The organism is Ferrovibrio sp., from assembly GCF_046297895.1.
Classification (GTDB): Bacteria; Pseudomonadota; Alphaproteobacteria; order Ferrovibrionales; family Ferrovibrionaceae; genus Ferrovibrio.
Genome location: NZ_JBKBHC010000006.1, coordinates 319343 through 345718, shown reverse-complemented (window position 1 = coordinate 345718; position 26376 = coordinate 319343). Strand labels below are relative to the sequence as shown.

Below are 26376 nucleotides of genomic sequence, written 5' to 3'. Positions count from 1 at the left end.
TTACTTCTTGTCGAGGATCATTGCCGAAAAGATGGCTTCGGCAGCCAGCTTGCCATCAACCATGGCTTTGCCCTCGAACTTCCAGACCGGCCCGCGCTGCTTGAGTGCACTTACGTGAATATGCATCTGGTCGCCGGGGGTCACTGGCCTGCGGAACCGGGCTTCATCGATGGTCATGAAATAAACCAGCTTGCCCTCCGACTCTTTTCCGAGCGTGTAAACAACCAGGACAGCCGCTGTCTGTGCCATGCTCTCGACAATCATTACACCCGGCATCACTGGCTGGCTGGGAAAATGACCGGTGAACTGCGGTTCATTTATGGTGACATTTTTGATCCCGACTGCACTCTTGCCTACTTGCATGTCGATCACGCGGTCGATCAGCAGCATAGGGTAACGATGCGGAATCATTTCCATGATCCGCAGGATGTCGACGGTTCCCATGCTGGCGCCCGCCTGGCTCTCACTCATTTTGCCCACCCTTCTTCTGCGCCAGGCGCCGCAATACCGCCACCTGACGGAAATATTCCTTCACCTTGGTTGCCGGGATACCGAAGTAGCTGTCCCCGGCGGGAATATCAGTCATGACGCCGGATTTCGCTCCAATTCTGGCGCCGGCGCCGATCTTGAGATGTCCCGCAATGCCGCTTTGCGCCGCCAGAACGACGAAATCGCCGAGTTGGGTTGAACCCGCCACGCCAGCCTGCGCAACAATGATACAACCCCGGCCGAGGGTTACGTTGTGCCCGATCTGGACCAGATTATCAATCCAACAGCCAGGGCCGATCACTGTATCCGGTCCGGCGCCGCGGTCTATCGTACTGTTGGCGCCGATCTCGCAGTCATCGCCGACCAGCACCCTACCCAGTTGCGGGACTTTGACATGTCCTGAGGGGTCGGGAGCAAAGCCAAACCCGTCCTGCCCTATCCTGACCCCTGGATGCAGTGTAACCCGGTCGCCGATCAGGCAATGACTGAGGGTGACGCTGGCCCCGATAAGGCAATCCGCCCCGATCAGCACGTTCCGGCCGATCACGGTGCCGGCACCGATCACGGTGCCACGCCCAATTTCTGCGCCATCTTCGATCACAGCTCCAGCCGCGACGGATACACCCTCACCCAGCCTGGCCGTAGGACTCACGATAGCGGCAGCATGCTGGCCGGCCGCCGGACGAGGGCGTGGATAAAACGCCTGTGCGGCCCGTGCGTAGCTGAGATACGGCTTCGGCGAGAAAAGCAGCGCAATCCCGGCTGGCGCCAATCCGGCATGTTTTTCATGCAGGATGCAGGCGCCTGCCCGGGTCACCGAGAAACTCTCCGCGTATTTCGGATTGTCCAGAAAAGCCAGTTGATCGGGCCCCGCCTGATCAAGCGGCGCAACATCGCTGACATGCCGCGCGGATTGCCCGGCATCCGCCAGCCTGGCGCCACAGCGCGCGGCGAGATCGCCCAGTGTGAAAGGCCCGGCCCGCTCGAAGAAGCGCGGATCAGCCATTCCTACTTCCCGGCGGGAAGAGCCACCTTGACCGAAGGCAGACGTTGATCCAGGCGCTTGAGTACTTCCGCGGTGATATCGATATTTTCACCGATGAATATCTGAACCTGGGCGCGGTCAAGCACGATATTGAAACCCCGCTCCTGCGCCAGCCCCTTCAGAATTTCGATCACCTGCACGGTAACCTGGTCGCGCACGCTGTTCAGCATCTTCTCCAGCGACTGGGAGCGCTCCTGAATGCGCTTCTGCAGATCGATAACCTTGCCCTGGAAAGCCTGCCGCCGCTGTTCGAAGGCTTCAGGAGCCAGAACCGAGCGTTGCCGGGCGATTTCCTGCTCCTCAGCGCGCAGCTTCTCCTCTTCCTTGGCAATTTCGGACTGGAAGTTAAATCGATACTGTTCGAGCTGTTGACGGGCATTTTTCAGCGCCGCGGCCTCGCGGTTGATCCGCTGGCCGTCGATGACGGCAATAACGGTTGGCGGCGTCTTGGCCCCAGCCTGGGCCAAGGCATGGCCGGGCAAAGCCGCGCATAGCAGCATGACCATGGCCAGCAGTAACTTCGAGATCGGGCTCATAACTCTCAAACCTTGCTAGAAACGGGAACCAAAATTGATACGGACAAGCTCTTTGCGGTCGTAATCTTCTTTGACCACAGGGATGCCGAAATCGACGCGGATAAGGCCCAGGGGCGATTTCCACTGCACGCCAACACCGGAAGAGACGCGCAGGCTGTTCTCATCGACCACCTCTGGCCCGACATCGCTGGTTTCCCACAACGAGCCTGCCTCAGTGAACACGCGCCCCTTGATACCAAATTCATTGGGCAAGCCGATCGGGAATGTGAGATCAGCTTCTGCCTTGTAATACCGCTCGCCACCCAGTGCATCGTTTGTGGTCGTATCGCGGGGGCCTATGCCGCCAGTACGGAAGCCGCGGAAGGTGTCACCGCCGATGAAGAAACGGTTCGGAAGCCTCACGTCATCCTGCAGCGCGGTGATGATGCCTGCTTCGGCCCCAAGGCTCAGAACCACATCGTCGGCAACGGTGTAGTATTTTATCGCATTCACGATGTTCTTGAAATAATACTCGGTGCCGCCGAGGCCTGCGCCCTCCTGGGACAGACGCAGCACGTAGCCTGTGGTCGGTTCGATGCGATCATCGCGGCGGTCATATGTCAGCGTATGGCCGACCGACGACGTCACATAACCGCCTTCTTGAGCACGAATGAAGCGCGACGCGGTGTCGTTGACATCGGTGATTTCGTCATGCCGGATGCGGTAATAGACCTGTTGCGACAGGTTCTCTGTGATCGGATAGGACAGTCGCGGTGAGGCCGATGTCGTGGTCTGGTCCAGGCTGCTGCGGCGCGTATAGTCGGTACGCCGACGCTGCAGATCGATGCCCGCCGCCAGCTCTCTGTCCAGGAAATACGGTTCGGTAAAGCCAAGGTCGATCTGCTGGCGACGGGTCGAGAGGCTGAAGCCCAGGCGCAGATCCTGACCGCGACCCAGCAGGTTACGTTCACGGATGCTCACATCGCCGAGAACGCTTTCAGATGTCGAATAGCCGATGCCGAACGAGAGCTCGCCGGTCGATTTCTCAGCCACTTCGGCGGTCAGAACCACCTTATCAGGCGCGCTGCCCTTGCTTTCGGTGATCTCGACCTTGTCGAAGAAATTCAGGCCGCGCAGGCGGGTGCGGGTGCGCCGCAGCTTGGCCGAGTTGAATGCATCGCCCTCCGCGAGACGAAACTCGCGGCGGATCACCTTGTCCAGCGTCCGCACATTGCCAACAATATCGATCCGCTCGACAAAAACGCGCGGGCTTTCGCCAACCCGATAAGTTACGTCTATGATACGTTTCTCCCGGTCCTTCTTGACATCGGGCCGCACGTCCGCAAAGGCATAGCCGAACCGGCCGAGTTCGGTCGTCATCGCCTGCACGGACTTCTCGACAAGGTCGGCGTTATACACGTCGCCTTTTTTTGTCTCGACGAATGACCTGAGCTGCGCCCCCTCTACGCCCTTGATCTCGCTGACGACGTCCATCTCGCCGAAACGATACCGCTCGCCTTCATCCACCGTAAAAGTGATGATGAACTTCTCGCGATCCGGCATCAGTTCCGCAACCGCATTCACGACCGAGAAATCGGCATAGCCCTTGCTCAGATAAAATTTGCGCAGTTTCTCGCGATCGAAGGTCAGCCGGTCGGGATCGTAGCTATCGTCCGACGACAGGAAACGATACCACGCGCTTTCCTTGGTCTGGATCTCCTCACGCAAACGGGAGTCGCTGAAGTTACGATTGCCGATGAAGCGGATACGGCTGACGCCGGTAAGCGGCCCCTCGCTGATCTCAAAGACCAGATCAACGCGGTTCTGCGCCAATTGCACGACTTTCGGCTCTACCGTTGCGGCAAAACGGCCGGAGCGGCGATAAATCTGCTGGATACGCTGCGTATCAGCCTGCACCTTCGCCCGAGTATAAACCTGGCGCGGTTTCAGTTGCAGTTCAGAGCGCAACTGTTCCGTCTGCATCCGGCGATTGCCTTCAAACAGAATCCGGTTGATCACCGGGTTCTCCGTCACGCGCACGACGAGACTGCTGCCTTGCAGGCGCAGGTTCACATCCGCGAACAAGCCAGTAGCGAACAAGGCCTTAAGCGATTTATCGGCTTCCGCGCTGGAATAGATAGAACCCGGCTGCAGGGTCAGATAATTCTGGATCGTCGATATTTCGATCCGCTGATTGCCCTCAATGACGATATCGCGGATCTGCGGGCCGCCCTGGGCGGTGGCCGGACCCGCGGACAACAGACCGACATTGAGCATCAGCAGCGCGACCAAGGGCAGAAACACCATGCGGTGCACCTTGCGCAGCATTTCGCTTCGGACCATATCCGCCTGAATCCCCTTAGCCAATCGAGCCCCTCTCACTTAGCCGGATTCACGAGAAAAGCCCAGCGAGGAAATTGAAAATTGGCAGGCGGTTCAAGTCGTTCCATGTTGCAAACAGGAATAGCGACATCACCAGCGCAAAGCCGATACGAAACCCATATTCCTGGGCCCGCTCCCCAAGCGGGCGGCCCCGCACGGCCTCGATGCCGTAGAACAGAAGATGGCCGCCGTCGAGCATAGGCACTGGAAACAGGTTGATCAGGCCGATGGCAACCGACAGGGTGGCCATCAATGAAACCAAGCCCAACCAGCCATTTTTGGCGACATCGCCCGACATCTTGGCGATCCCGAGCGGCCCGCTAAGCTGATCGCCGGATTCCCGGCCTTCGATTATGCGGCCCAGATAGGTGAAGGTATTGGCCACAACCAGCCAGGTTTCCCGCACGGCCTGCACAACGGCCGTGGCGGGATCGTGCCGCACGAAATCGATACCGGTCGTGCGTATGCCGATCTGGCCGACCCGCTGAGTGCCCCCCATGCCATCGGCCACATCCACCCGCGACGGCACCACGGTCAGAGCGATTTCACTGTTGTCGCGCAGCACTGTGAGAGCAATCGGCGTTTCGGCGCGCAAGGCCACATAAGAGCGCAGTTCCTCGAAGCGCTGAATGCGGGTGCCGTCAGCGCTCAGAATGCGATCGCCCGGACGTAAGCCCGAAGCTTCGGCCGCACTACCCGAGACTACGTCGCCAACCACCGGCGGGGTGAAAGGCTGGCCGATCAGGCTAAAAAGGGCGGCATAAATGAAAATGGCGAAAATGAAATTGGCCACCGGGCCAGCGGCAACAATGGCCATCCGGTTACGCAAGCGCTGGTGATGGAACGATACCTTCCGCTCGGCCGGGCTCATGGCCGCAACGGCGCTGCTATCGGCACTGGATGCGGCATCGGCGTCACCGAAGAATTTTACATAGCCGCCAAGCGGGATGGCACTGATTTTCCAACGCGTGTCGTGCTTGTCGTTCCAGCCGAAGAGTTCCGGGCCGAACCCGATAGAGAACACCTCCACCCTCACGCCGCACCTGCGTGCCACCCAGTAATGGCCCAGTTCATGGACGAATACGATGATGGTCAGGACAACGACGAATGGGATGACGTATCCGGCAAGACTGACGATGAAATCCATGGCTCCTCGATCACCGACGGCTAAGGCCGGCTTAGTCCTCTCGTTTGCACCCGCACGACCCGGCCATCGCCCGTCGGATCCACCAGACGCGCGGCATATTCCCGGGCTGCCTGATCTGCCTCACGCACCGCATCCAGATCGCCTAGCGTTCCGCCGACAAGGCGGGTCAGGGTCTGCTCGACAATACGGGTGATATCGAGAAAACCGATCCGGCCGTTCAGGAAGGCGTCAACAGCGACTTCATTCGCAGCATTAAGAATTGTAGGTGCCGCGCCACCGGTTTGCAAGGCCTGCCGCGCCAGGTTTAACGCAGGAAACCTAGCAGAATCAGGTACTTCGAAGGTAAGTTTGGCGACAGCGGCCAGATCCAGACGTCCCGCAGGGGTAGCCATGCGGGACGGCCAGGCCAGCGCCACGGCGATGGGCGTCCTCATATCCGGACTGCCAAGCTGGGCCAGCACCGAGCCATCGACATACGAGACCAAACTGTGGATCACCGATTGAGGATGGATCAGCACCTCGATTCTTGGCTCAGGAACCGGGAACAGGAAACTCGCCTCGATCAGTTCCAACCCCTTGTTCATCAGCGTTGCCGAATCGACCGATATTTTCGCCCCCATGCTCCAGACCGGATGAGCGATCGCCTGTGCGGGCGTGACCTCCCGCATTTCGCCCAGGCTGAGGGTCCGGAAAGGACCGCCGGATGCCGTGAGGATCACCCGATCGACGGTCTCTGGAGCATTGAAATCAAAGACTTGGAAGATCGCGTTATGCTCGGAATCTACCGGCAGGATAGTGGCGCCCTGCTGTGCGGCCTCGCGCATGACCAGAGCGCCGGCACAGACCAGGGTTTCCTTGTTGGCCAAGGCGACAATCGCTCCGCGGCGTACCGCTGCCAATGTCGGTTCCAGGCCTGCTGCCCCGACAATGGCGGCCATCACCCATTCTGCTGGCCGCGCAGCGGCCTCAATGATGGCACGACTTCCGGCGGCTGCCTCTATGCCACTGCCGGCGAGACGCTGCCGCAGTTCGGGTAGAAGGCTTTCGTCACCGATCACTGCCAACCGAGACCTCAGCATCATGGCCTGATCGGCCAGCAGGGCCACATTGCTTTGGGCGGTCAGTGCCTCGACAGGGAAGCGTTCCGGTTCCCGGCTGAGCAGATCAATGGTCGAACGTCCGACGGAGCCGGTCGAACCGAGGATAGTGACGCGTCGCGGCATATCGGCAGAGGGCGTCATGACCATATGGCATGCCCCCACAGCAGATCGCAAAGCGCCACGAACGGTGCTGCGAACAGCATGCCATCAAGCCGGTCAAGCATGCCGCCATGGCCAGGGATAAGATGGCTTGCATCCTTCACGCCGAAGCTGCGTTTGATACCAGACTCCGTAAAGTCGCCTGCCTGCGAAACAACGGCGACGAGGCTTGCGAAACCAGCCAGCGCGAATGCCGGCAGAACCGGGTTGATCGCCGCCACCAAACCGCCAACCAGCGACGCGCTAGCCATGCCCCCAAGCAGACCAGCCCATGTCTTGTTAGGGCTGATACTTGGAATTAATTTCGGGCCCCCAATACTCCGCCCAGCGAAATAGGCGCCGGTGTCCGTAGCCCATACGACACAGAACAGCCAGAAAACGATGTGCCGTCCGTGCAGGGGCTGCTCGCGTAGCCAGATCAGGGCAAGACAGGGCAAACCTATATAAAGCAAGCCCACCAATGCCCAGAGCAGCGCGTTGCTCGACCAGCCTTTCTCTGCGGCCAGTTTCGGCAGTCTTTGCCACTCCCACAGCATCAGGAGGCCGGCCAGGACAACAAGCACGATAAAAGCCGTATCGCCGAACCACGCCGCAGCAATGGCGAGCGGCAGCAGCAGGGCCGCCGAGATGATCCGTTTGGTCAGGCCACGGCCGCCCAGAGCAGGCTTTGCGGCTTCTGGTTCGCGCTCACTCACCGCTTGCGCCATAACGTCGCTCGCGCCGCTGGAATTCACCGACTGCCTCTGCCAAATCACTGGCATTGAAATCGGGCCAGAGCTTATCGACGAAAACCAGTTCACTGTATGCGGATTGCCATAGCAGAAAATTGGACAGCCGCTGCTCACCGCTTGTGCGTATCACCAGATCTGGATCGGGAATACCCACCGTCTGCAGATTCCCGGCTACTGTCTCTGCAGTGATCTGTTCGGGAGCGAGCTTACCGACCGAAACCTGCTCCGCGATCTGGCGACAGGCGGCCACGATCTCGTCCTGCCCGCCATAACTGAGGGCTATCACTAATGTCAGGGTCCGATTGTCACGGGTTTGCGCTTCGGCATCCTCGATCAGGGACACGATGTCTGGTGCCAGTCTTGTGCGATCGCCAATCACGCGAATACGTACGCCGTTACGACGCAGTTCAGCAAGTTCGCGCCGGATATAAAGGCGCAACAAATCCATTAAACCGCTGACTTCGCTCTCGGGCCGCTTCCAATTTTCAGAAGAGAAGGCATACAGAGTCAGATACTCTATGCCGAGCTTGCGGCAGTTCTTCACCACCTCGCGCACCGCATCTACGCCTTGGCGATGGCCAAGGTTGCGCGGCAAGCCACGCGCCTTCGCCCAACGCCCGTTGCCATCCATGATGATGGCAACGTGGCGTGGCGGCGGCGGGGCCAGAGCCTGGGATGCGACCGGTTGAGACATGGTTAGACCTGAAGGATCTCCTTGGTCTTCTGGGCCAGCATTTCGTCAATTTTTTTGGTCGCGTCGTCCGTCAGTTTCTGGATTTCATCCTGATACATCTTGGCGTCGTCTTCACCGAGCTCGCCGTCTTTTTCTGCCTTCTTCAGGTGGTCCATGCCATCACGACGCACGCCGCGAACGGCCACCTTTGCCTGCTCGGCATACTGGCCGGCCACCTTGGTAAGCTCTTTGCGACGCTGCTCGTTCAATTCCGGGATCGGGATGCGGATGAGCGTGCCGTCGGCTTGCGGGTTCAATCCCAGGCCGCTGGCTGCAATCGCCTTTTCAACTGCCTTCACATTGCTTTTGTCCCAAACCTGCACGCTGATCATACGCGGCTCTGGCACACTCACGGTGCCAATCTGATTGATCGGCATCATGCTGCCGTAAACTTCAACCCGGACGGGATCGAGCATGCTTATGCTGGCACGCCCCGTCCGCAGGCCGGCATATTCGTGCTTCAGCACGTCGATTGCCTTGTTCATACGCCGCTCAATGTCGTCAATGTCAGGCTCGGCCACGGCCATCTCCTGTTTTTATTATAAAATCAAATACTTGCACGGGATTTCCGGCTTACTGGTCCTGAATGACCGTGCACCGTCCGGTGCCGGCCAGCACTTTGGCGAAGCCGCCTGCCTCGTGCAAGGAAAACACCAGGATCGGGATCCGGTTTTCCCGTGCCAGGCTCACGGCCGAAGCGTCCATGACCTTCAGGTCGCGCTGCAGCACGTCCATATAGGTCAGGGTGTCATAGCGCGTGGCCGTCTTGTTCTTTTTCGGATCGTCGCTGTAGACGCCATCCACCTGAGTGCCCTTCAGCAGGGCATCGCAGCCCATTTCCGCCGCCCGCAGCGCTGCAGCCGTGTCGGTAGTGAAGAACGGGTTGCCGGTACCGGCAGCAAAGATCACCACACGGCCTTTCTCCAGATGGCGTATGGCGCGGCGGCGGATATACGGCTCGCAGACGGTGTCCATGCGAATGGCCGACATCACCCGGGTCGGCACGCCATGTGACTCGAGGGCGTGCTGAACAGCCAGGGCGTTAATCACGGTTGCCAGCATGCCCATATAGTCGGCCGAGGCCCGCTGCATCCCCTGGGTGGCACCGGCCACGCCACGGAATATGTTACCCCCTCCGATCACCAGACAGACCTCGGCGCCCAAGCCATGAACCGCCTTGATCTCGGCGGTGATGCGGTCGACCGTTTCGAAGTCAATGCCATAGGGTGTCGGCCCCATTAGGGCCTCGCCCGAGCATTTCAGCAGGACACGACGGTATTTGATGGCCATGGAGGGCGGTTCTCCAGAGAATGCCTCGGCGCGGCTACGCCAAGGGATGACGGTAAAGCACGGCGATTCTGTGGCGGACTTATACCATGCCGCCCCCCCGGAAACGACCGGGCCGGACGTCGGCAAGCCCGAACGCCGATGGTCTGGACATGGAAAGGGGGGCTTTCGCCCCCCTGCCCGATCCTGACTGAGACCGGCTCTCAGCCGGCCATCTTGGCCACTTCCGCTGCGAAATCGTCGGCCTTCTTCTCGACGCCTTCGCCCAGCTGGAAACGGACGAAACCGGTCACTTCAATCGGGGCGCCGGCATCCTTGGCGGCCTTCTCAACCGCCTTGCCGACTTGGGTCTCGCCATCGATCACGAAGGTCTGCTCCAGCAGCACAACTTCCTGATAGAACTTGCGGATACGGCCCTCTACCATCTTGGCGATAATGTCTGCCGGCTTCCCCGAGGCGGCAGCCTGCTCGCTCAGGACGGTACGCTCGCGCTCGACCAGGCTCTGATCCAGGTCCTTGGCGCTCAGCGACTGAGGATTGGCGGCAGCAATATGCATCGCCAGCTGCTTGCCGATCTGCTCCAGCACCTCGCGCTTGCCACCCGACTTCAGCCCGACCAGGACGCCAAGCTTGCCAAGACCATCGGCCAGGGCGCTGTGTACATAGGCAACCACGATACCGCCATCGACTGTAAGGGTCTTGGCGCGGCGCAGGGTCATGTTCTCGCCGATGGTGGCGATCGCCTGCGTCACTTCATCCTTCACGTTCCGGCCGGTGCCCGGGAAAGCCGCGGCTTCCAGCGCGACGATATCATCGCCGGCGGTCAGCGCCACCGTGGCGATGCCGCTGGCCAGGGTCTGGAACTGCGGATTGCGGGCAACGAAATCGGTCTCGGCATTCACCTCGACGATGGCCCCCTTGTTGTCCTTGATCGCCACGGCGACCAGGCCTTCGGCCGCCACGCGGCCAGCCTTCTTGGCGGCAGCCGACAGGCCCTTCTTGCGCAGCCAATCGATGGCGGCGTCCAGATCGCCATTCGTTTCAGCCAGAGCCTTCTTGCAATCCATCATGCCCGCGCCGGTCTTCTCGCGCAGGTCCTTCACCAGGGCCGCAGTGATCTCAGCCATGTCGTCCTCTCAGGTTCAAGTGTTGGACCGCGCTGTCACGGCCCTGTCATTGAAATGGCTGCGGCGCCCCGTCGGAACCGACAGAGGCGCCGCGACCGGATGCATCAGGCCTTAAGCCTGGGCCGCGGCTTGACCACCCTCGGCGCCCGCTTCCGCGATCACCTCGACCGGCATTTCCTCGGCCGCGCCGAGATCGGCACCGCTGGCAGACAGCTGCTCTTCGATGCCGCCCAGGACGGCCAGCGAGAACAGATCGCAATACAGGTTGATGGCGCGCAGCGCGTCATCGTTACCCGGCACCGGATAGGTGATGCCCTGCGGGTCCGAGTTCGAATCCAGGATCGCAACCACCGGGATGTTCAGCGTGCGGGCCTCGGCGATGGCGATGTCTTCCTTCACCGTGTCAATCACGATCATGATGTCGGGAAGGCCGCCCATGTCCTTGATGCCGCCCAGCGCACGGTCCAGCTTCTCGCGCTCGCGGGTCAGGTTCAGGACTTCCTTCTTGGTCAGACCTGCGGTGTTCTGCTCGGCCGAGAGAAGTTCTTCCAGTTCCTTCAAACGCTTGATCGACTGGGAGATGGTCTTCCAGTTGGTCAGCATGCCGCCAAGCCAGCGGTGATTGACGTAATACTGGCCACACTTCTTGGCGGCCTCGGCAATCGCCTCGGAGGCCTGACGCTTGGTGCCGACGAACAGCACCCGGCCGCCGCCGGCGACGGTATCGCGCACGGCCTGCAGGGCGCGGTGCAGAAGCGGAACGCTCTGCTGCAGGTCGATAATGTGGATATTGTTGCGTTCTCCGAAGAGATACGACTTCATCTTCGGGTTCCACCGATGGGTCTGGTGGCCGAAATGAACGCCAGCTTCGATCAGCTGACGCATGGTAAAGGTCGGCAGGGTCATCCTCTGTCCTTTTCCGGTTGGGCCTCCGCAGACGTCGTCTTTGCCCCTCTCGGGGCTAGGACACCGGAACGCGGCAATGGGAATGTCTCCCCCAAGGCTGCGCAAGCCTGCGTGTGGGTTTAAGCGCCGCGCTTTTACCCGGTTCGCGGTTCCGGCGCAAGCTGCTGGATGCAAGAAAGGCCTCCAACGCCGCCCGGCCGTTCCACCCATGTGTTAACCATATGATTTTTCAGTGTTCTGACAATCGGATACTGGCGCCCGGCGCAGCGGCATGATGATATGCCGGCCATGTCAGACTCGGTAATCCAGCAAAAAGACCTCGACCCCTTGCTGGTGAGCCATGAGCGTTTTGCCCGCGGGATGCGGGGTGGAACCCGTCTGAATCTGCAATTCCGCGATGCATCCGGCCTGAATTTCGCCAACCGTGACTTGCGCGAGGCGAATATGGTGGGCGGCGTATTCCGTGCCACCATATTCAAGTTTGCCAAGCTGACCCGAGCCAATTTTTATGGGGCCGTGATGGAGAATGCCGACCTATCGTCGGCTGACCTCACCCGCTCGGATCTGCGCGGCGCAATTCTGCGCGGCGCCATCCTGGAATTTGCCGATCTTTCCGGCGCGGACCTTCGTGACGGACGCCTCCTCAAGCCGGATGAGGATGGGAATCTGGTGCCGATCGCCGTTGGAGGCGCGGTGACCGAAAAGGCGCAGATGACCCACTCCAAGCTGGTGGGTGCCAAACTCGGCCGTATCATGAGCCAGCAGGCAGACCTAACCCATGCCAATCTGGCCAATGCGCGGCTGGTGGATGCCGACCTGTCGAATTCCGATCTGCGTGGAGCGATCTTTGTCGGCGCAGACCTGACCAATACGAACATGAGCGGGTGTACGCTGTCTGGCGCCGTTCTGGCTGGTGCGATGCTGAATGGAACGCGCTTCGAAGGGGCCGATCTGGCGGGAGCATTCTTCCGCACCAGCGAAATGCGCGATGCGCGCATGAGCGGCGCCCTTCTACCCAAGTTGATAGCCGACCTCGAAAAACCGCTGCAGATCATCCTGCGCGAACATCTGGCCTGGGCAGATTCCCTGGGTGCGAAAGGCCAACGCGCCGATTTCAGCCGCATCGACATGTCAGGCGTCAAACTCGCCCAAATCGACCTTTCCGCTGCATTGTTCGTGCAGTCGACACTTGTCGAGGCTGATTTCGGCGGCGCGACACTGACCATGTGCGATTTCAGCGATGCCATGCTGTTGAATGCGCAATTCGCTGGCACTGATCTTCGGGGCGTGAAGTTTTCTGGCGCCAATCTGATCGGCAGCAACTTCCGCGGCGCAAAGCTCAGTCCGATGCCGATTTCGTCAATGCATGGCAAGCGCTGGCAGGCAAATCTGGAAAACGCCAACCTGAGCCAGGCCAACTTAAGCACCTGCGACCTGGAGGGCGCCAACCTTTCGCGCAGCATTCTGATGCATGCCGATCTGCGCGATGCCAACCTGAGAGGGGCAAATTTCCGCGGCGCCGACCTGACCGGTGCCGATTTGCGTGATGCCGAGGTGAGCGGAGCCGATTTCACCGGCGCCACCGGTGTCAACCTGTCATGAGGATTGTCGTGACCACCGCCTCCTGTGCTAGGCTACCGGCCGCAGATTGGATGAAGCGGCCCGTATGAATAACCCCGTCAAGGTCATTGCCCAGTACGAAATCGACGAGCTGTTCGAAAACCACGCCAATTACGTGCGCGGAGTACGCGGCGGGAAACGCATGGTGCTGCATTTCCGCGACGCCTCCCGTATAGATTTCAGCGGCAAGGAACTGACCTCGGCTGACTTCGTTGGCAGCAAGATGAACTACGCCGATTTCAGCCACGCGGTACTGGTCGGCTCATCGTTTTTTGCTGCGGACCTGCAGGGTGCCGATTTCCGACGTGCCGACCTGACCAAGGCGGATCTGCGCGGCGTGAACCTGCGTAATGCCAATCTGGAAAGCGCCAACCTGACCAATGCCGATATCCGCGATGGCGTGCTGCTGCGGCCTGACGAGGATGGCAACCTGATCGCTGTGCTGAAGCGCGCCACGTCGATAGACAATGCCAAGATGGCCGGCGCGAACCTGACTTCAGCCAAGCTGGGCAAGGTGGTCGGTCGCAACACTGACCTCAGTAACTGCAACTTCTCCAATGCCAAGCTGAACGGCGCCGATCTATCTGGCTCCAACCTAGCCGGTTGCCTGTTCACCGGCGCAGATCTCACTGGCTCAAATCTGTCGCATTGCGTACTGCACGGCTCGGTCCTGGCCGGCGCCGTGCTGAACGAAACCAATTTCGAGGGCGCCGACCTGACGGCTGCCTATTTTCGTCCGATCGACCTGCGCGACGCCGACGTTACCAAGGCGATCATGCCACGCAGCCTGGACAGCCTGGACCGCTCGCTGCAATTCATCGTGCGCGAACACCTGACCTGGATCGAGACCCTTGGCAAGCAGGGCATGCGGGTAGATTTCAGCCGCTATGACCTTTCCGACCTCAAGCTCACCCAGATCAATTTCTCCGCCGGCGATTTCTCATACGCTATCCTGCGGAACACAGACTTCTCCGGATCGCGTTTTGTGTTGTCCGATCTACGCGGCGCCATGATGCTGAATGCCAATTTCGCCACTTGCAATCTGCAGGGTGCTAAATTCGACCGCGCCATCATGACCAATGCCGATTTCCGCGGCGCCAAGATGTCGCCGGTCAGCATCTCCGGAGCCAAGCATCGGCGCCAGGCCGCGAGCCTGCAAGAATGCAATCTCACTCAGACCAAGTTCCAGGGCGCCGATCTGGAAGGCGCGGTATTCAACCGTTCGATCCTGACCTTGGCCGACCTGCGTAGCGCCAATCTGCGCGGCTGCTCCTTTCTGGATGCAGACCTGACCAATGCCGATCTTCGTGGCGCCGATCTGGAAGGCGCCGATCTGCGCGGCGCCATCGGTTTCAAGCTGCCGGGCTAGGCGGTTTCTTCCGTCATCGCTTCAGGCAGTTCGCTCAGGCGCGGCATAGGCGACATCAGAATGATCGCCAACTGCACGCCATAGCCGGCAACAGCCAGCCAGATCGTGGCCGCCAATCCATATTCTCCGCCGACCCACCCCCCCGCCAATGCGCCGAGAGGCCTCATGCCCAGCGTCGCCACCTGCTGCATCGCGCTGACGCGGCCGATCAACCGTGCGGGCACAATGGCTTGCCGAAGACTGGTCTGGCCAATGGTCCATAGCATCGGGCCGAAGCCGAACAGGAAGAAACCGGCACAAATCGCGCCATAGGCCATTGAACCGTGCAAAATGGTTGCGCCGCCGACACACAGGGCGGCAAGCACCGACATCGTAGGTCCAAGCAGGATCATAGGCCCCAACCGCAGCCGGGCATGGATGGCCGGCAGGCAGGATGCCGCCAAAAGCATGCCAAGCCCCTGCGTGCCTAGGGCGAAGCCGATCTGTGCCGGGCTGAGCCCCAATTCGTTTATGGCAAACAGCACCAGAACGGCCATCAGCACGAACCAACTGAAATTCCAGGCCATGGCACAGCCGGCTATCGCACGCAGCAGCGGATGGCGCCAGACCAGAAGAAAACCTTCAGCGAGTGCCCGGCCGAGCGGCAGACCTGTTTGCATCTTCGACTGGTCGCGACGCATCGCTGGCGCAACAAGCAACCAGGCTGCCAGTGCGGAAGTGATGCCCGAGACTGCAAGCGCCGTAGCCGGCGAGGTCCAGCCTGCAACCATTCCGGCCAGGCCTGGTCCCAGGAAGACCGCAGCGGCGCGGGCAAATTCCAGCCGGGCATTCGCTCTGGCCAGTGACTCGCGGCCCACCAGTGCCGGCAAATAGGCCTGGGCCGAGACATTGAACAGCACGGTGGATGCCGACAGCACAAAGCCGATAGCGGCTAACGCCACCAGGTCCAGCCAACCGGCCAGCGCCAGCAATGGCAGCCACAGTAGCAAAACGGCACGGACGGCTTCCGCCCCGGCCATCAGCCAGTGTCGCGGGAACCGGTCGGCCCAGATTCCGGCCAAAAGCGAAAACAGCAGGTATGGCAGGGTCTGAAAGGCCGTAAGCCCGCCCATCTGTTCGGGCGTTGCGTTCAGTGCCAGCGCGGCCATCAGGGGAATAGCGGCCAGGGCAAGCTGCTCGGCGCCATTGGCGGCAAGGTTGGCAAACCACAGGCGGCGGAAAGCGGAGTCGGCAGGAATGAATGTCATACCTGCCGGGTTAGCGGTTCAGAGCCCGTGACCGCTATCCGGCTTTTGCGGCCTCATCCGGCCAGCGACTTCGAGGCGATCTCATAAGTCTCGCGAGAGAGTTTCGGAACGGCCAGAATGCGCTCCAGCTCCGCCCTCATCCTCCTCTGCCGGTCATGGTCGATGCGCCGCCACCGGCCCAGCGGCGCCAGCAGACGGGCGGCCACCTGCGGATTGATCGGATCGAGCTCGATGATCCGATCGGCATGGAAGGCATATCCGGAGCCATCGGCGGCATGATATCGCAGCGCATTCGCCGTAAAGCTGCCGATCAGCGCCCGCACCTTGTTGGGCTTCTGCATCGAGAAGGCGGGATGTTTCAGCAGCCCCCTGACGCGCTCCAGCGTATCCGGCAAAACCGATATTGCCTGCAGCGCCAGCCATTTATCGAGCACCAGCGCGTCGTCGCGGAAACGCTTATGAAAATCGTCCAGCGCGGCCTGTCGCTCTTGAACATCGATATCCACCAGAAGGCGCAGAGCGGCCATGCGGTCGGTCATATTGTCGGCATCGCGATACTGGCCGGCGATACGATCCAAAATACTACGCTGGTCTGCAGCCAGTTCGGAAAGATGCGACAGCACGGCATTCTTCAGCGCGCGCTTGCCGGCCGGCCCGGCATCGGGGCTGTAGGGTCCGGGCACGCGGTTGGCGTCATAGATTTCCAGCAGCAGATCACGGTGGCTCTCGGCAATCAGGCGACGCAACGCACGGCGGGCTTTGTGGATCCCCTCGACATCGATTACCGCCATATGGTCAGCAACATAATCCTCGCCGGGCAGCGTGATGGCCTCAGCCGTAAAGGCTGGTTCCAGACCGGTATCGCGCAGAATTTGGCCAATGGCCGCAACATAAGCCGGATCGAACGAATTGGACGGGTCTGCCACGCGCCGCAGCAGCAGGTCAGTGGCATATTGCTGGCCGGCTTCCCAGCGCGCGAAGGCATCGGAATCATGTGCCATCAGGAAGGCGCGCTCCGCGCCGCTCTGGTTCACCCTGATATTCACCGGCGCTGAGAAGCCGCGATTGAGCGACAGCGCGCACGGCTGCGGCACGCCCCGGAAGCGGAAGGTTTGCCTCGGCGCAGTCAGTGACAGTACGCGTCCGCCCCGCTGGGGCAAGGCCGTCTCATTTTCCAGGCGCAGGAGAATATCCTGCCCCTGCTCATCCAGCAGGCCGACATGTAGCGGAATATGCATCGGCTGTTTCACAGGCTGGCCCGGCGTGGGTGGGCAATCCTGTGTCACAGTCAAGACGTAATCCCCATTCTGCGCATCGTAATGCCCCTCGACCCGCAGTTCCGGCGTGCCGGCCTGGGAATACCACAGACGGAACTGCTCCAGATCGGCGCCAGTGGCATCGGCCATGGCTGCCAGAAACTGGTCGCAGGTCGCCGCCTCGCCGTCATGCCGCTCGACATAGAGCTTCATGCCCTTCTGGAAGCCATCCTCGCCCAACAGGGTATGCATCATGCGGATGACTTCAGAGCCCTTCTCATAAACCGTGGCGGTATAGAAGTTGTCGATGGCGATGTAGCTGTCGGGCCGGATCGGATGTGCCAGCGGGCCGGCATCCTCAGGAAACTGGCGGGCTCGCAGATTACGCACATCCTGGATGCGCTTCACCGGCCGCGAGCGCATGTCGGATGAGAATTCCTGATCGCGAAAGACCGTCAGGCCTTCCTTCAGGCTGAGTTGGAACCAGTCGCGGCAGGTGATGCGGTTGCCGGTCCAGTTATGAAAATACTCATGCGCCACCACGGCCTCGATTGCGGCAAAGTCGCCGTCGGTGGCGGTTTCCGGATCGGCCAGGATATAGCGATCATTGAAGACATTGAGGCTTTTGTTCTCCATCGCGCCCATGTTGAAGTCGCTGACGGCAACGATGTTGAAAAGCTCCAGGTCGTATTCCAGGCCAAAGCGGGTTTCGTCCCAGCGCATGGAGCGTTTCAGCGCATCCATGGCATAGGAACTGCGTGCTGCCTTGCCGTGCTCGGTGAAGATGCGCAACCTAACCTGACGGCCGCTCTGCGTGATGAAGGTATCCTCGTTGCAGGCCAGATCACCGGCCACCAGCGCGAACAAATAGCAGGGTTTCGGGAACGGGTCGCGCCAAACGGCATAATGTCGGCCATCGGGCAGCGCGTCCTCCTCCACCAGATTGCCGTTGGACAGCAGCACCGGGCAGGCCTTGCGGTCAGCACGGATGGTGACACGATAGGTCGTCATCACATCCGGTCGGTCGAGGAAATAGGTGATGCGGCGGAAACCTTCCGCCTCGCATTGAGTGCAGTAATTGCCGCTGGATTGGTACAGGCCCGAAAGCTGCGTGTTGCCCTTCGGGTTGATCTGCGTCTCAATCTCCAGCGTGAACCTGGCCGGTGGATTCTGAATGGTGAGCGTGCGCTCGGCCAGCACATATTCGCCAGGCGCCAGCGCACGACCGTCAAGCCTGAGCGAATGCAGTTCCAGGTCTTCGCCATCCAGCACCAGCGGCGCGCCCGAATTAACCGCCGCCATGCTCAATCTGGATTTCACCACCGTGGCATCGGGCACCAGGTCGAATTCGAGTGTGACGCTCTCGATGCGGTAATCCGGCGCGCGGTAATCCTTGCGGTGAATAGCCTGGGGTTGAACCTGATTCATGCGGTGCTCTTAAATATCATAAACCTCCACCACACCCGGCAGCACACGGATCTGGTGGCGGATGGTCGGATTGATGGCATAGCCGCTGGGCAGCTTGATATCGGCTTCCACGCCACCCGGCAGGTCCGCTCCATCCAGCTTCAGGCCCAACAGCACCTGGCCCTTGCCACGCCCGGCCTTGTCGAGCAGGCCCTTGATCTGGGCGAAGGGCTTGTCGTTCTCCACCATGATGCGGATGCCGGCGGCGGCACGGGCGGCCACGTCGTCCAGTTTTTCGGCCTTCTGGGCGCTCAGGCGCGGCTGTTCGCCATCGGCCCGCGCGGTCAGCGTCCAGACGATATTCGCACCGGCCTCCAACAGGTCGCGGTACTGCGCCAGCACCTCGGAGAACAGCATCACCTCGAACATGCCCGAGGCATCCGAGCATTGCACGAAGGCGAAACGGTTGCCGGTCTTCTGCGAGGTGCGTTCCTGTTTGGAAATCACCGTGCCGGCCACCTTGAAGACCTGGTCGCCGGAATGCAGAAGCTTGAGCATGTCGGCATACCGTTTCACGCCTACGCGGTTGAGCGTGGCCTGATAGGCATCGAGCGGATGGGCAGAGAGGTAGAAGCCGATCGCCTCGAATTCCTTGGCAAGCTGCTCCATCGGCGTCCATGTCTCGCCCTCGGGCAGCTTGGGCAGCCGTTCTTCCGTCTTGCCGCCTCCGAAAAGCGACACCTGGTTGGAGGCGCGCTCTTCCGCCTTGCTCTGGGCGTAGCGGATCAGCGTCTCCAGCCCGGCCAGCATCCTGGAACGGTTTTTCTCCAGTCCGTCGAAAGCGCCGGCCTTGGCGATGTTTTCCAGCATGCGCTTGTTCAGCGCGGAGGGGTCGACCCGGCCGGCAAAGTCGAACAGTGACTTGAACGGACCGCCGGACTTGCGCTCCTCCACGATCTGGCCCATCGGCGCGATGCCGACATTGCGCACGGCAGCCAGCGCATAGCGGATCGCTCCCTTTTCGGACTTTTCGTATTCGACCGAGAACTCGACTTCGGAACGGTTCACATCGGGCGGCAGCAGGGCGATGGCCTGGCGTGCGCATTCCTGGCGGAAGACATTCAGCTTGTCGGTATTGGATAGATCGAGGGTCATCGAGGCAGCGATGAATTCGACCGGGAAATTCGCCTTCAGATAGGCGGTCTGCCAGGCCACCAGAGCATAGGCGGCCGCGTGGCTCTTGTTGAAGCCATAGCCAGCGAACTTTTCCACCAGTTCGAAGATGAAGGCGGCACGGTCGGGATCGACGCCCTTTTCCTTCGCGCCGGTCACGAAGCGCTCCTTCTGCGCGTCCATCTCGGCTTTGATCTTCTTGCCCATGGCGCGGCGCAGCAGGTCAGCTTCGCCCAGCGAATACCCGGCCAGCACCTTGGCGATTTCCATCACCTGTTCCTGGTAGATGATGACACCGTAGGTCTCTTCCAGCACCGGCTTGAGCCATTCATGCAGGTAATCGGGCTTTTCCTTGCCGTGCTTGCGGGCGATATAGCTCGGGATGTTTTCCATCGGGCCCGGGCGATAGAGCGCAACCAGGGCAATGATGTCTTCGAAAGCATCAGGCTTCATGTTGCGCAGCATGTCGCGCATGCCCGAACTTTCGAGCTGGAACACACCCACCGTATCGCCCCGGCCAAGCAGCTCGAAGGTTGGCTGGTCGGCCAGCGGAATAGCGGCCAGGTCGATCTGCACGCCTTTTTTGCGGATCAGCTCGACAGCCTTCTCAAGCACGTCCAGCGTCTTGAGGCCTAGGAAGTCGAATTTCACCAGGCCGGCGGCCTCGGCGTATTTCATCGAGAACTGCGTCGCCGGCATGCTGGCATGCGGATCGCGATAGAGCGGCACAAGCTCCACCAGCGGGCGGTCGCCGATCACCACGCCTGCGGCATGAGTCGAGGCGTTACGGTACAAGCCTTCCAGTTTGAGCGCGATATCCATCATGCGCGCCACGGCTTCGTCGCGGTCGCGTTCCTCACGCAGACGCACTTCGTCCTTGATTGCCTGAGCCAACGTCACCGGATTGGCCGGATTGTTGGGCACCAGCTTGCAGATGCGGTCCACCTGGCCCAGCGGCAGTTGCAGCACGCGGCCGACGTCCCGAAGCGCGGCGCGGGCCTGCAGCTTGCCGAACGTGATGATCTGGGCGACGTTCGCGGCGCCGTATTTCTGCTGCACGTATTCGATCACCTTTTCCCGCCGCTCCTGGCAGAAATCGATATCGAAGTCGGGCATCGATACGCGCTCAGGGTTGAGGAAGCGCTCGAACAGCAGGCCAAAGCGCAGTGGATCGAGATCGGTGATGGTCAGCGCCCAGGCCACCACCGAACCGGCACCCGAGCCACGCCCCGGCCCCACGGCCACGTTGTTGCGCTTGGCCCATTGGATGAAGTCGGCCACGATCAGGAAGTAGCCGGGGAACTTCATATTGATGATCGTCTCACATTCGAATTCGAGACGTTCGTAATAGGGCTTGGCCGCATCCCCGCTCACACCGATCTGCTTCAATCGCAGTTCGAGTCCCTCGCGGGCCATACGGCGCAAGGTATCCGCCTCGGACTCGCCGGCGCTGCCGAAACTGGGCAGAATCGGCTTGCGCTCCTCGGCCTTGATGGCACAGCGTTTCGCGATAACCAGTGTGTTGTCGACCGCTTCGGGCAAGTCGGCGAACAGCACGCGCATTTCCTCGGCCGATTTAAAACGGTGATCGGGTGTGACCCGACGGCGATTCTGCTCGCCCACATAAGTGCCCTCGGCGATGCAGAGCAGCGCGTCATGCGCCTCATACATGCTCTCGTCGGGGAAATAGCAGTCGTTGGTCGCCACCAGCGGCAGGTCCAGCGCATAGGCCAGATCCAGCAGGCCCGGCTCGGTCTTGGCCTCGATGGCCCAGCCATGGCGCTGCAATTCGACATAGAGCCGCCCGGGAAAGATGCGTTTGAGCGCCTCTAGCTGCTGGCGCGCGGCATCGGTCTGACCTTCCGACAGCAGCCGCGCGATGGGACCGCCGGGTCCACCGCTCAGGCAGATCAGGCCTTCGCTGCATTTTTCCAGATCGGCCCAGCCCACCTGCGCCGCCTCGCCCGGCGGCGGTTCCAGGTATGCCTTGGTGGAAAGCTGCATCAGATTGGCATAGCCGTCGGCATTCTGGGCCAGCAGCACGATGCGGTCGGGATCTGGTTTCTTCAGCGACTTGCCGAAACCGGCCTGGGCCTGGTCGGCCCGGGCCAGGCTGAGCTGGCAGCCGATGATCGGCTGTATGCCCTTGCCAGCCAGTTCCTTCGAGCCCTCCAGGGCGCCGAACAGGTTGTTGGTGTCGGTGATCGCCACGGCGGGCATGCGCAGCTTCACGCACAACTCGGCCAGTTTGGGCAGCCGGATCGCCCCCTCGGTCAGCGAATAGGCGGTATGGACACGCAGATGGACAAAGTCAGCGAAGCTCATGGCGATTTTCGATTCTCGTTCGCGAAATACGATACGCGACCTAGGTGGCGGAAACCAGAACGCAAGGAATCCGAATCCCATTGGGAGTATGACGGATTCGCGTTGATTCCCAATATCTTGTGGATAAGTGCCGGTTCCTGCTGGCCGTCGGCAGAACGCTTGCGGACGAATCCCAGCCCTAGGCGAACGAACCGGAAAAAACCAGAGATGGACAAGCCAGATATGGTATTTCACGCCGCACGCTGGAAAACGCTGTCCAACATCCAGAAACTCGCGGTTATGGTTTCCCCCGACCCCACAGGATGGCATAAGCCTCGCCCATGACCATTACCCTCGAAACCGAACGCCTGATCCTGCGCCCGCCCATGGCTACCGATCTGGATGCCTGGGCGGCTTTCATGGCCGATCCGGAGAGCCAAAAGCATCTGGGCGGGGTCCAGGAACGACCGATAGCCTGGCGCAGCCTCTGCATCATGGCCGGCGCCTGGCAGATCGATGGCTTTGCCATGTTTTCGGTGATCGAAAAGGCCAGCGGCCGCTGGATCGGCCGGGTGGGGCCATGGCGGCCGGAGGGCTGGCCGGGCCCCGAGGTGGGCTGGTCCCTGGTACGTGACGCCTGGGGCAAGGGCTATGCCACCGAGGGGGCTACGGCAGCCATCGACTGGGCATTCGAACATCTGGGCTGGAGCGATGTGATCCACTGCATCGTGCCGGAAAATGTGAATTCGCAGAAAGTGGCCCAGCGCCTGGGATCGCGCTGGCTGCGTAAGAGCCGCCTGCCAGCCCCGATCAACATCGATACCGAATTGTGGGGCCAGAGCCGCGGGGACTGGCGGGCGCGGCGGCGCTGAAGGATCAGGCGCCGGTCGCCACGCGACGCCATTCCGCCGGGCTGGCGCCGAGGATGCGGCGGAATTCACGCGTGAAATGCGCCTGGTCGGCAAAGCCGGCGGCATAGCCGATCTCGGCCAGGCTGGCCGACGTTTCAAGCATCATCCTCGCCGAACGACGGACACGCGCATCGCGCAGGATGCCGGAGTATGACGCCCCGTGTGTCTGTAATAGTCTTTGCAACTTGCGCGACGACATCGCCATGGCTGCAGCGGCCTCCGCAATCGGCCAATGGCGAACCGGGTCGTCGTCGAACAGGGTATAAAGCCGATCCGGCAGGTTGGGCTGCAGGGGCGGCGGCTGGATACGATCTTCCCGGCGCAGATCGCGCCAGCGTATATGCCATTTTGCCGTTGGCAGGGTACCAATCGCCTGCGCCGCAAGCACGATATGGCCCTCGCGCATTGCAGCAACACAATCCGAGGCATGACCGAGATCGATATCCAGGCCGCTGCAACCGATGGCCTGAAGCAGAGCCGCCAGCAACCCGAGCACTGCCAGATTCTCCAGCGGCCCGGGCGGCGTCGTGCGCAGCGATACGTGACTGAGTCGCATCTCCCGCTCGCCAGCCTTTAAAACGCGTACACGATGGTGGGAATGATGGTATTTCTCCAACCGGCACCAGCGGTCGAGGAGGTCGGTAGCATCCACTGCCCGGCGCAGCGCATCCAGAGTTGGATCACTGGGTATGGCATGGATACCCTGCCCGACCTGCAGCACAAAACCCGGCCCCGCCACAGTGCAGGCATTGGCCAGTAACTGCCGTTTCAGGTCGAGAGATGCCATAGGTGGTCCGCCCGGCGATGGCCCCGGCGACAGTTCCTGCGGCACCGGAATGCCTGCCACCGCCATCTGGCGCAGGATCAGGCCGACGAAGGCGGCGCTGGCATAATCGCTCACGGTATCAGGCTGGCGTTTGTGGACGATAGGGCAGCGTCGTCACACGCCGGCCGGTGGCTGCCGCGATGGCATTCGCCACTGCCGCCACTGCCACCATTGCGGTCTCTCCGGCGCCGCTAGGCAAGACACCCGCTGGTTCGATCAGGACAATGTCGATCACCGGCACGGCATCCATGGTTGGAATGGTGTAATCGGCAAAACTATAGGCGGCCACCCGGCCATCCTCAATCGGCAGTTTCTCGCTTAGTATCATGCCGATCCCCCAGACCAGATTGCCCTCGATCTGAGCCCGTACCTGATCGGGATTCACCACCAGACCGCTATCCTGCGCACAATACAGATGCATCACCCGCACCGCACCATCGGCAGCCACGGACACATCTGCCACCACAGCGGCATAACTGCTTTCCTTGTAGATGCCACAAGCGATGCCTCGTCCAAAGCCTGAGCCGGAGCGCGGTCGCGTCGTCCAGCCTGATATGTCTGCCACCCGCTCCAGGCAAGCTTTCAGCCGCATGTGCTGCGGATCGAGATTTACCAATCTGAATTGCAGCGGATCCCGCCCGGCCAAGCCGGCCAGTTCGTCCATGGCGGATTCAATGGCAAAACCATTTGGTCCGGCACCCAGACCACGCCATGGACCGGTATCGACAGGCAGACGAATATCGGAAAATTCCACCCGCATGCGTGTCGATGCGTAGACAGGCACAGCACCCCGCGCCACCCCGGGATCCTTCACCAGGCTGGTGGCCAGTTGCATCCAGCGCGGCATGGCGGCCGAGGTGAAAATGACATGGCCGGAACAGAAACCATGCCACCAGTCCGCGATACGGCCATTGGAATCCAGTCGGGCCCGGATACGGTGCGAGGATGGCGGGCGGTGAAAACCGTCGCTGAATTCCATGGCGCGGCTCCATTGCACCTTCACTGGCCGACCGGCTGACTGTGCCAGCAAAGCGGCTTCCAGTTCCTGTCGCACTATTGTGCGGGCGCCGAAGCCCCCGCCGATACGACAGCTATGGACCAGCACTTTTTCCGTTGGCAGGCTCAATTGTCGCGCCAGGGTTTCGCGCACGAAGAATGCGTCCTGCGTTCCGGTCCAGATTTCCAGCCGCACGGCAGCGTCCGGGGCATGCCATTGCGCCACCGCACTGCGTGGTTCGATGGCGGTGTGGGCCGCGAAGGGTATGTCGTAACGTCGATCCAGCGTCCAGGAAGCATCGGCATTCACCGCATCGCCCCGCAGGCTATGCTCGGGGCCGCCGCCTCGCTCAACGGCATCGATATCCACTGCCGGCATCGGTTGCCCCGTACCATCCCGTTCGATCCGTGCTGCTGCAGCATGCAACGCGGCCGGATAAGCAGATAAAAGGCCACTACGCCCATCGTGAAGAGTTACCAGTCGCACCTCATCGCCCAGTCCTGAAATAGTTGCTCCGACCGGCAGTACCATGCCGAACAGCAGGTCTGGCAGGCGGATGTCGCCGGCAAAGAGTGGCGCGCCGGTCACAATGCTTTCGATTTTTTCGGTTGGCAGACCGATGCCGACATGACGACGGGCATCATTGCGGCGGAAGCTGCGCAGGGACACCGGCTGGCCACGGTCGCTGATTTCGGCGCCACCGGCGCCACTCTTAACATGCTCGCGCACCAAAGCGGCAGCGCGCGCCACCGGCTCGGCAAAATCTTTCAGGCTGTCGCTACCCACCGTGGATTTGACCGGAGCGATGGATGCTGTATCCGGCAGCTCAATTTCCACGCGGTCAATATCCCAATCCAGTTCCTCGGCGACGATCTGGCGCAGGGCGATGCTGACACCCTGGCCCATTTCCTGGCGCGGTAGAAACAGCCGCACGCGACCATCGGGCAGCAGCCGCAGCCAGGCCTGCCGAGCCCCGGCCTCCGGCATGCTGCGGGTCGGCATGGCTGGCAGAGGATTGAAGGCACAGGCCGGCGCCGCGACAAACACCGTGACACCAGCCGCAACGCGGGCTGTGCGCTTGAGCAGTAGCCGGCGCGACAGAGGTCTCATGGCTGCTGCTCAAGTTTTTTTGCGGCCGCCTGGATCGCCTTGCGGATGCGCGCATAGGTGCCGCAGCGGCACAGATTGCCGGCCATCGCGGCATCGATGGTGGCATCGTCCGGACGTGGTGTCGCCTGCAGCAGCGCGGCTGCCGACATGATCTGTCCGGCCTGGCAGTAGCCGCATTGCGGCACGCTTTCCTCGATCCAGGCCTGCTGCACCGGATGCAGAATGCCATCGTCCCCGGCCAGTCCCTCGATAGTGACAATCGCCTGTCCTGCCGCATCGGCCACAGCGATCTGGCAGCTACGCACCGCCGCACCGCCGACATGCACCGTGCAGGCCCCGCACAGGCCCTGGCCACAGCCGAATTTCGTGCCGACCAGTCCCAGTTCCTCGCGCAAGATCCATAAGAGCGGATCACCTGCCCGGGCATCCGGGATGGCAACAGGGCGACCGTTAACGGATAATTGCATGGCATCCTCCAGGCTTGGATGCCGTATTCTGCGGGCAAACGGCGAGGCCGTATTGAATGATCGCGCCA

At 61.2% G+C, this 26376-nt stretch carries 21 protein-coding genes; 3 read left to right on the top strand and 18 right to left on the bottom strand.

Going from position 1 to position 26376, the window contains the following annotated elements; genetic code table 11:
* From fabZ to rpsB, 12 genes are all read right to left on the bottom strand, one after another.
* Positions 1-471 (bottom strand): 3-hydroxyacyl-ACP dehydratase FabZ, encoded by a 471-nt coding sequence (fabZ, locus tag ACK4FK_RS12850; RefSeq protein WP_409745358.1) that lies wholly within the window; start codon positions 469-471, stop codon positions 1-3.
* The gene (lpxD, locus tag ACK4FK_RS12845; RefSeq protein ID WP_409745357.1) at positions 464-1495 is read right to left on the bottom strand and encodes a UDP-3-O-(3-hydroxymyristoyl)glucosamine N-acyltransferase; all 1032 of its coding nucleotides are present in this window, start codon (positions 1493-1495) and stop codon (positions 464-466) included. The genes fabZ and lpxD overlap by 8 nt, the downstream gene beginning before the upstream one ends.
* Before the next feature lie 2 nt (positions 1496-1497).
* Positions 1498-2070, bottom strand: coding sequence for an OmpH family outer membrane protein (locus tag ACK4FK_RS12840; protein ID WP_409745356.1), 573 nt, complete (start codon positions 2068-2070; stop codon positions 1498-1500).
* Between the two features lie 15 nt (positions 2071-2085).
* Positions 2086-4377, bottom strand: coding sequence for an outer membrane protein assembly factor BamA (gene bamA, locus ACK4FK_RS12835; RefSeq protein WP_409745355.1), 2292 nt, complete (start codon positions 4375-4377; stop codon positions 2086-2088).
* 64 nt (positions 4378-4441) lie between these two features.
* Entirely contained in the window at positions 4442-5578 is a 1137-nt protein-coding gene (gene rseP, locus ACK4FK_RS12830) for an RIP metalloprotease RseP (RefSeq protein ID WP_409745354.1), read from the bottom strand.
* A 20-nt stretch (positions 5579-5598) separates the two neighbouring features.
* Complete coding sequence (locus ACK4FK_RS12825) at positions 5599-6819, bottom strand: 1-deoxy-D-xylulose-5-phosphate reductoisomerase (RefSeq protein WP_409745371.1); 1221 nt, start codon at positions 6817-6819, stop codon at positions 5599-5601.
* A complete protein-coding gene (locus ACK4FK_RS12820; protein ID WP_409745353.1) occupies positions 6816-7544 on the bottom strand; it encodes a phosphatidate cytidylyltransferase in 729 nt (242 codons plus the stop codon). The genes ACK4FK_RS12825 and ACK4FK_RS12820 overlap by 4 nt, the downstream gene beginning before the upstream one ends.
* Positions 7525-8262 (bottom strand): isoprenyl transferase, encoded by a 738-nt coding sequence (locus tag ACK4FK_RS12815; RefSeq protein WP_409745352.1) that lies wholly within the window; start codon positions 8260-8262, stop codon positions 7525-7527. Before ACK4FK_RS12815 ends, ACK4FK_RS12820 begins: the two co-directional genes overlap by 20 nt.
* 2 nt (positions 8263-8264) lie before the next feature.
* Positions 8265-8822: a ribosome recycling factor gene (gene frr / locus ACK4FK_RS12810; protein WP_409745351.1), complete on the bottom strand. Its 558-nt coding sequence runs from the start codon at positions 8820-8822 to the stop codon at positions 8265-8267.
* Between the two features lie 52 nt (positions 8823-8874).
* Positions 8875-9591, bottom strand: coding sequence for a UMP kinase (pyrH, locus tag ACK4FK_RS12805; RefSeq protein WP_409745350.1), 717 nt, complete (start codon positions 9589-9591; stop codon positions 8875-8877).
* Between the two features lie 200 nt (positions 9592-9791).
* Entirely contained in the window at positions 9792-10715 is a 924-nt protein-coding gene (gene tsf / locus ACK4FK_RS12800; protein WP_409745349.1) for a translation elongation factor Ts, read from the bottom strand.
* Between the two features lie 111 nt (positions 10716-10826).
* A complete protein-coding gene (gene rpsB, locus ACK4FK_RS12795; protein ID WP_409745348.1) occupies positions 10827-11621 on the bottom strand; it encodes a 30S ribosomal protein S2 in 795 nt (264 codons plus the stop codon).
* A gap of 288 nt (positions 11622-11909) precedes the next feature.
* Here rpsB and ACK4FK_RS12790 point away from each other — a divergent pair, with 288 nt between their 5' ends.
* Together ACK4FK_RS12790 and ACK4FK_RS12785 are read left to right on the top strand one after the other, a co-directional pair.
* The gene (locus ACK4FK_RS12790; protein ID WP_409745347.1) at positions 11910-13223 is read left to right on the top strand and encodes a pentapeptide repeat-containing protein; all 1314 of its coding nucleotides are present in this window, start codon (positions 11910-11912) and stop codon (positions 13221-13223) included.
* A gap of 64 nt (positions 13224-13287) precedes the next feature.
* The gene (locus ACK4FK_RS12785; protein WP_409745346.1) at positions 13288-14610 is read left to right on the top strand and encodes a pentapeptide repeat-containing protein; all 1323 of its coding nucleotides are present in this window, start codon (positions 13288-13290) and stop codon (positions 14608-14610) included.
* Here the strand turns inward: ACK4FK_RS12785 and ACK4FK_RS12780 are convergent.
* The 3 genes from ACK4FK_RS12780 to dnaE are packed head-to-tail and all read right to left on the bottom strand — an operon-like array spanning position 14607 to position 22018.
* Positions 14607-15857 carry an MFS transporter gene (locus ACK4FK_RS12780; protein ID WP_409745345.1) on the bottom strand — a complete coding sequence of 417 codons (1251 nt, stop codon included), beginning with the start codon at positions 15855-15857 and terminating at the stop codon, positions 14607-14609. The genes ACK4FK_RS12785 and ACK4FK_RS12780 overlap by 4 nt on opposite strands.
* A gap of 53 nt (positions 15858-15910) precedes the next feature.
* Positions 15911-18541 carry an aminopeptidase N gene (gene pepN / locus ACK4FK_RS12775; protein ID WP_409745344.1) on the bottom strand — a complete coding sequence of 877 codons (2631 nt, stop codon included), beginning with the start codon at positions 18539-18541 and terminating at the stop codon, positions 15911-15913.
* Between the two features lie 9 nt (positions 18542-18550).
* Entirely contained in the window at positions 18551-22018 is a 3468-nt protein-coding gene (dnaE, locus tag ACK4FK_RS12770) for a DNA polymerase III subunit alpha (RefSeq protein WP_409745343.1), read from the bottom strand.
* A 320-nt stretch (positions 22019-22338) separates the two neighbouring features.
* Here dnaE and ACK4FK_RS12765 point away from each other — a divergent pair, with 320 nt between their 5' ends.
* Entirely contained in the window at positions 22339-22869 is a 531-nt protein-coding gene (locus tag ACK4FK_RS12765; RefSeq protein ID WP_409745342.1) for a GNAT family N-acetyltransferase, read from the top strand.
* A 4-nt stretch (positions 22870-22873) separates the two neighbouring features.
* Here ACK4FK_RS12765 and ACK4FK_RS12760 read toward each other — a convergent pair whose 3' ends face one another.
* The 3 genes from ACK4FK_RS12760 to ACK4FK_RS12750 are packed head-to-tail and all read right to left on the bottom strand — an operon-like array spanning position 22874 to position 26308.
* The gene (locus ACK4FK_RS12760; RefSeq protein ID WP_409745341.1) at positions 22874-23809 is read right to left on the bottom strand and encodes a helix-turn-helix transcriptional regulator; all 936 of its coding nucleotides are present in this window, start codon (positions 23807-23809) and stop codon (positions 22874-22876) included.
* A gap of 4 nt (positions 23810-23813) precedes the next feature.
* Entirely contained in the window at positions 23814-25841 is a 2028-nt protein-coding gene (locus tag ACK4FK_RS12755) for a molybdopterin cofactor-binding domain-containing protein (protein WP_409745340.1), read from the bottom strand.
* Positions 25838-26308, bottom strand: a complete 471-nt coding sequence (locus tag ACK4FK_RS12750) for a (2Fe-2S)-binding protein (protein ID WP_409745339.1) — start codon at positions 26306-26308, stop codon at positions 25838-25840. The genes ACK4FK_RS12755 and ACK4FK_RS12750 overlap by 4 nt, the downstream gene beginning before the upstream one ends.
* Between the last annotated feature and the right edge of the window lie 68 nt (positions 26309-26376).

Excerpts from the sequence above, each read along its gene's own strand:
- ACK4FK_RS12750 (WP_409745339.1), bottom strand. The coding sequence starts at position 26,308 with ATGCAATTATCCGTTAACGGTCGCCCTGTTGCCATCCCGGATGCCCGG.
- ACK4FK_RS12825 (WP_409745371.1), bottom strand. The coding sequence starts at position 6,819 with ATGACGCCCTCTGCCGATATGCCGCGACGCGTCACTATCCTCGGTTCG.
- rseP (WP_409745354.1), bottom strand. The coding sequence starts at position 5,578 with ATGGATTTCATCGTCAGTCTTGCCGGATACGTCATCCCATTCGTCGTT.
- bamA (WP_409745355.1), bottom strand. The coding sequence starts at position 4,377 with ATGCTGCGCAAGGTGCACCGCATGGTGTTTCTGCCCTTGGTCGCGCTG.
- pepN (WP_409745344.1), bottom strand. The coding sequence starts at position 18,541 with ATGAATCAGGTTCAACCCCAGGCTATTCACCGCAAGGATTACCGCGCG.
- ACK4FK_RS12780 (WP_409745345.1), bottom strand. The coding sequence starts at position 15,857 with ATGACATTCATTCCTGCCGACTCCGCTTTCCGCCGCCTGTGGTTTGCC.
- pyrH (WP_409745350.1), bottom strand. The coding sequence starts at position 9,591 with ATGGCCATCAAATACCGTCGTGTCCTGCTGAAATGCTCGGGCGAGGCC.
- ACK4FK_RS12815 (WP_409745352.1), bottom strand. The coding sequence starts at position 8,262 with ATGTCTCAACCGGTCGCATCCCAGGCTCTGGCCCCGCCGCCGCCACGC.
- ACK4FK_RS12820 (WP_409745353.1), bottom strand. The coding sequence starts at position 7,544 with ATGGCGCAAGCGGTGAGTGAGCGCGAACCAGAAGCCGCAAAGCCTGCT.
- rpsB (WP_409745348.1), bottom strand. The coding sequence starts at position 11,621 with ATGACCCTGCCGACCTTTACCATGCGTCAGCTGATCGAAGCTGGCGTT.
- ACK4FK_RS12785 (WP_409745346.1), top strand. The coding sequence starts at position 13,288 with ATGAATAACCCCGTCAAGGTCATTGCCCAGTACGAAATCGACGAGCTG.
- tsf (WP_409745349.1), bottom strand. The coding sequence starts at position 10,715 with ATGGCTGAGATCACTGCGGCCCTGGTGAAGGACCTGCGCGAGAAGACC.
- ACK4FK_RS12790 (WP_409745347.1), top strand. The coding sequence starts at position 11,910 with ATGTCAGACTCGGTAATCCAGCAAAAAGACCTCGACCCCTTGCTGGTG.
- ACK4FK_RS12755 (WP_409745340.1), bottom strand. The coding sequence starts at position 25,841 with ATGAGACCTCTGTCGCGCCGGCTACTGCTCAAGCGCACAGCCCGCGTT.
- ACK4FK_RS12840 (WP_409745356.1), bottom strand. The coding sequence starts at position 2,070 with ATGAGCCCGATCTCGAAGTTACTGCTGGCCATGGTCATGCTGCTATGC.
- dnaE (WP_409745343.1), bottom strand. The coding sequence starts at position 22,018 with ATGAGCTTCGCTGACTTTGTCCATCTGCGTGTCCATACCGCCTATTCG.
- ACK4FK_RS12765 (WP_409745342.1), top strand. The coding sequence starts at position 22,339 with ATGACCATTACCCTCGAAACCGAACGCCTGATCCTGCGCCCGCCCATG.
- fabZ (WP_409745358.1), bottom strand. The coding sequence starts at position 471 with ATGAGTGAGAGCCAGGCGGGCGCCAGCATGGGAACCGTCGACATCCTG.
- lpxD (WP_409745357.1), bottom strand. The coding sequence starts at position 1,495 with ATGGCTGATCCGCGCTTCTTCGAGCGGGCCGGGCCTTTCACACTGGGC.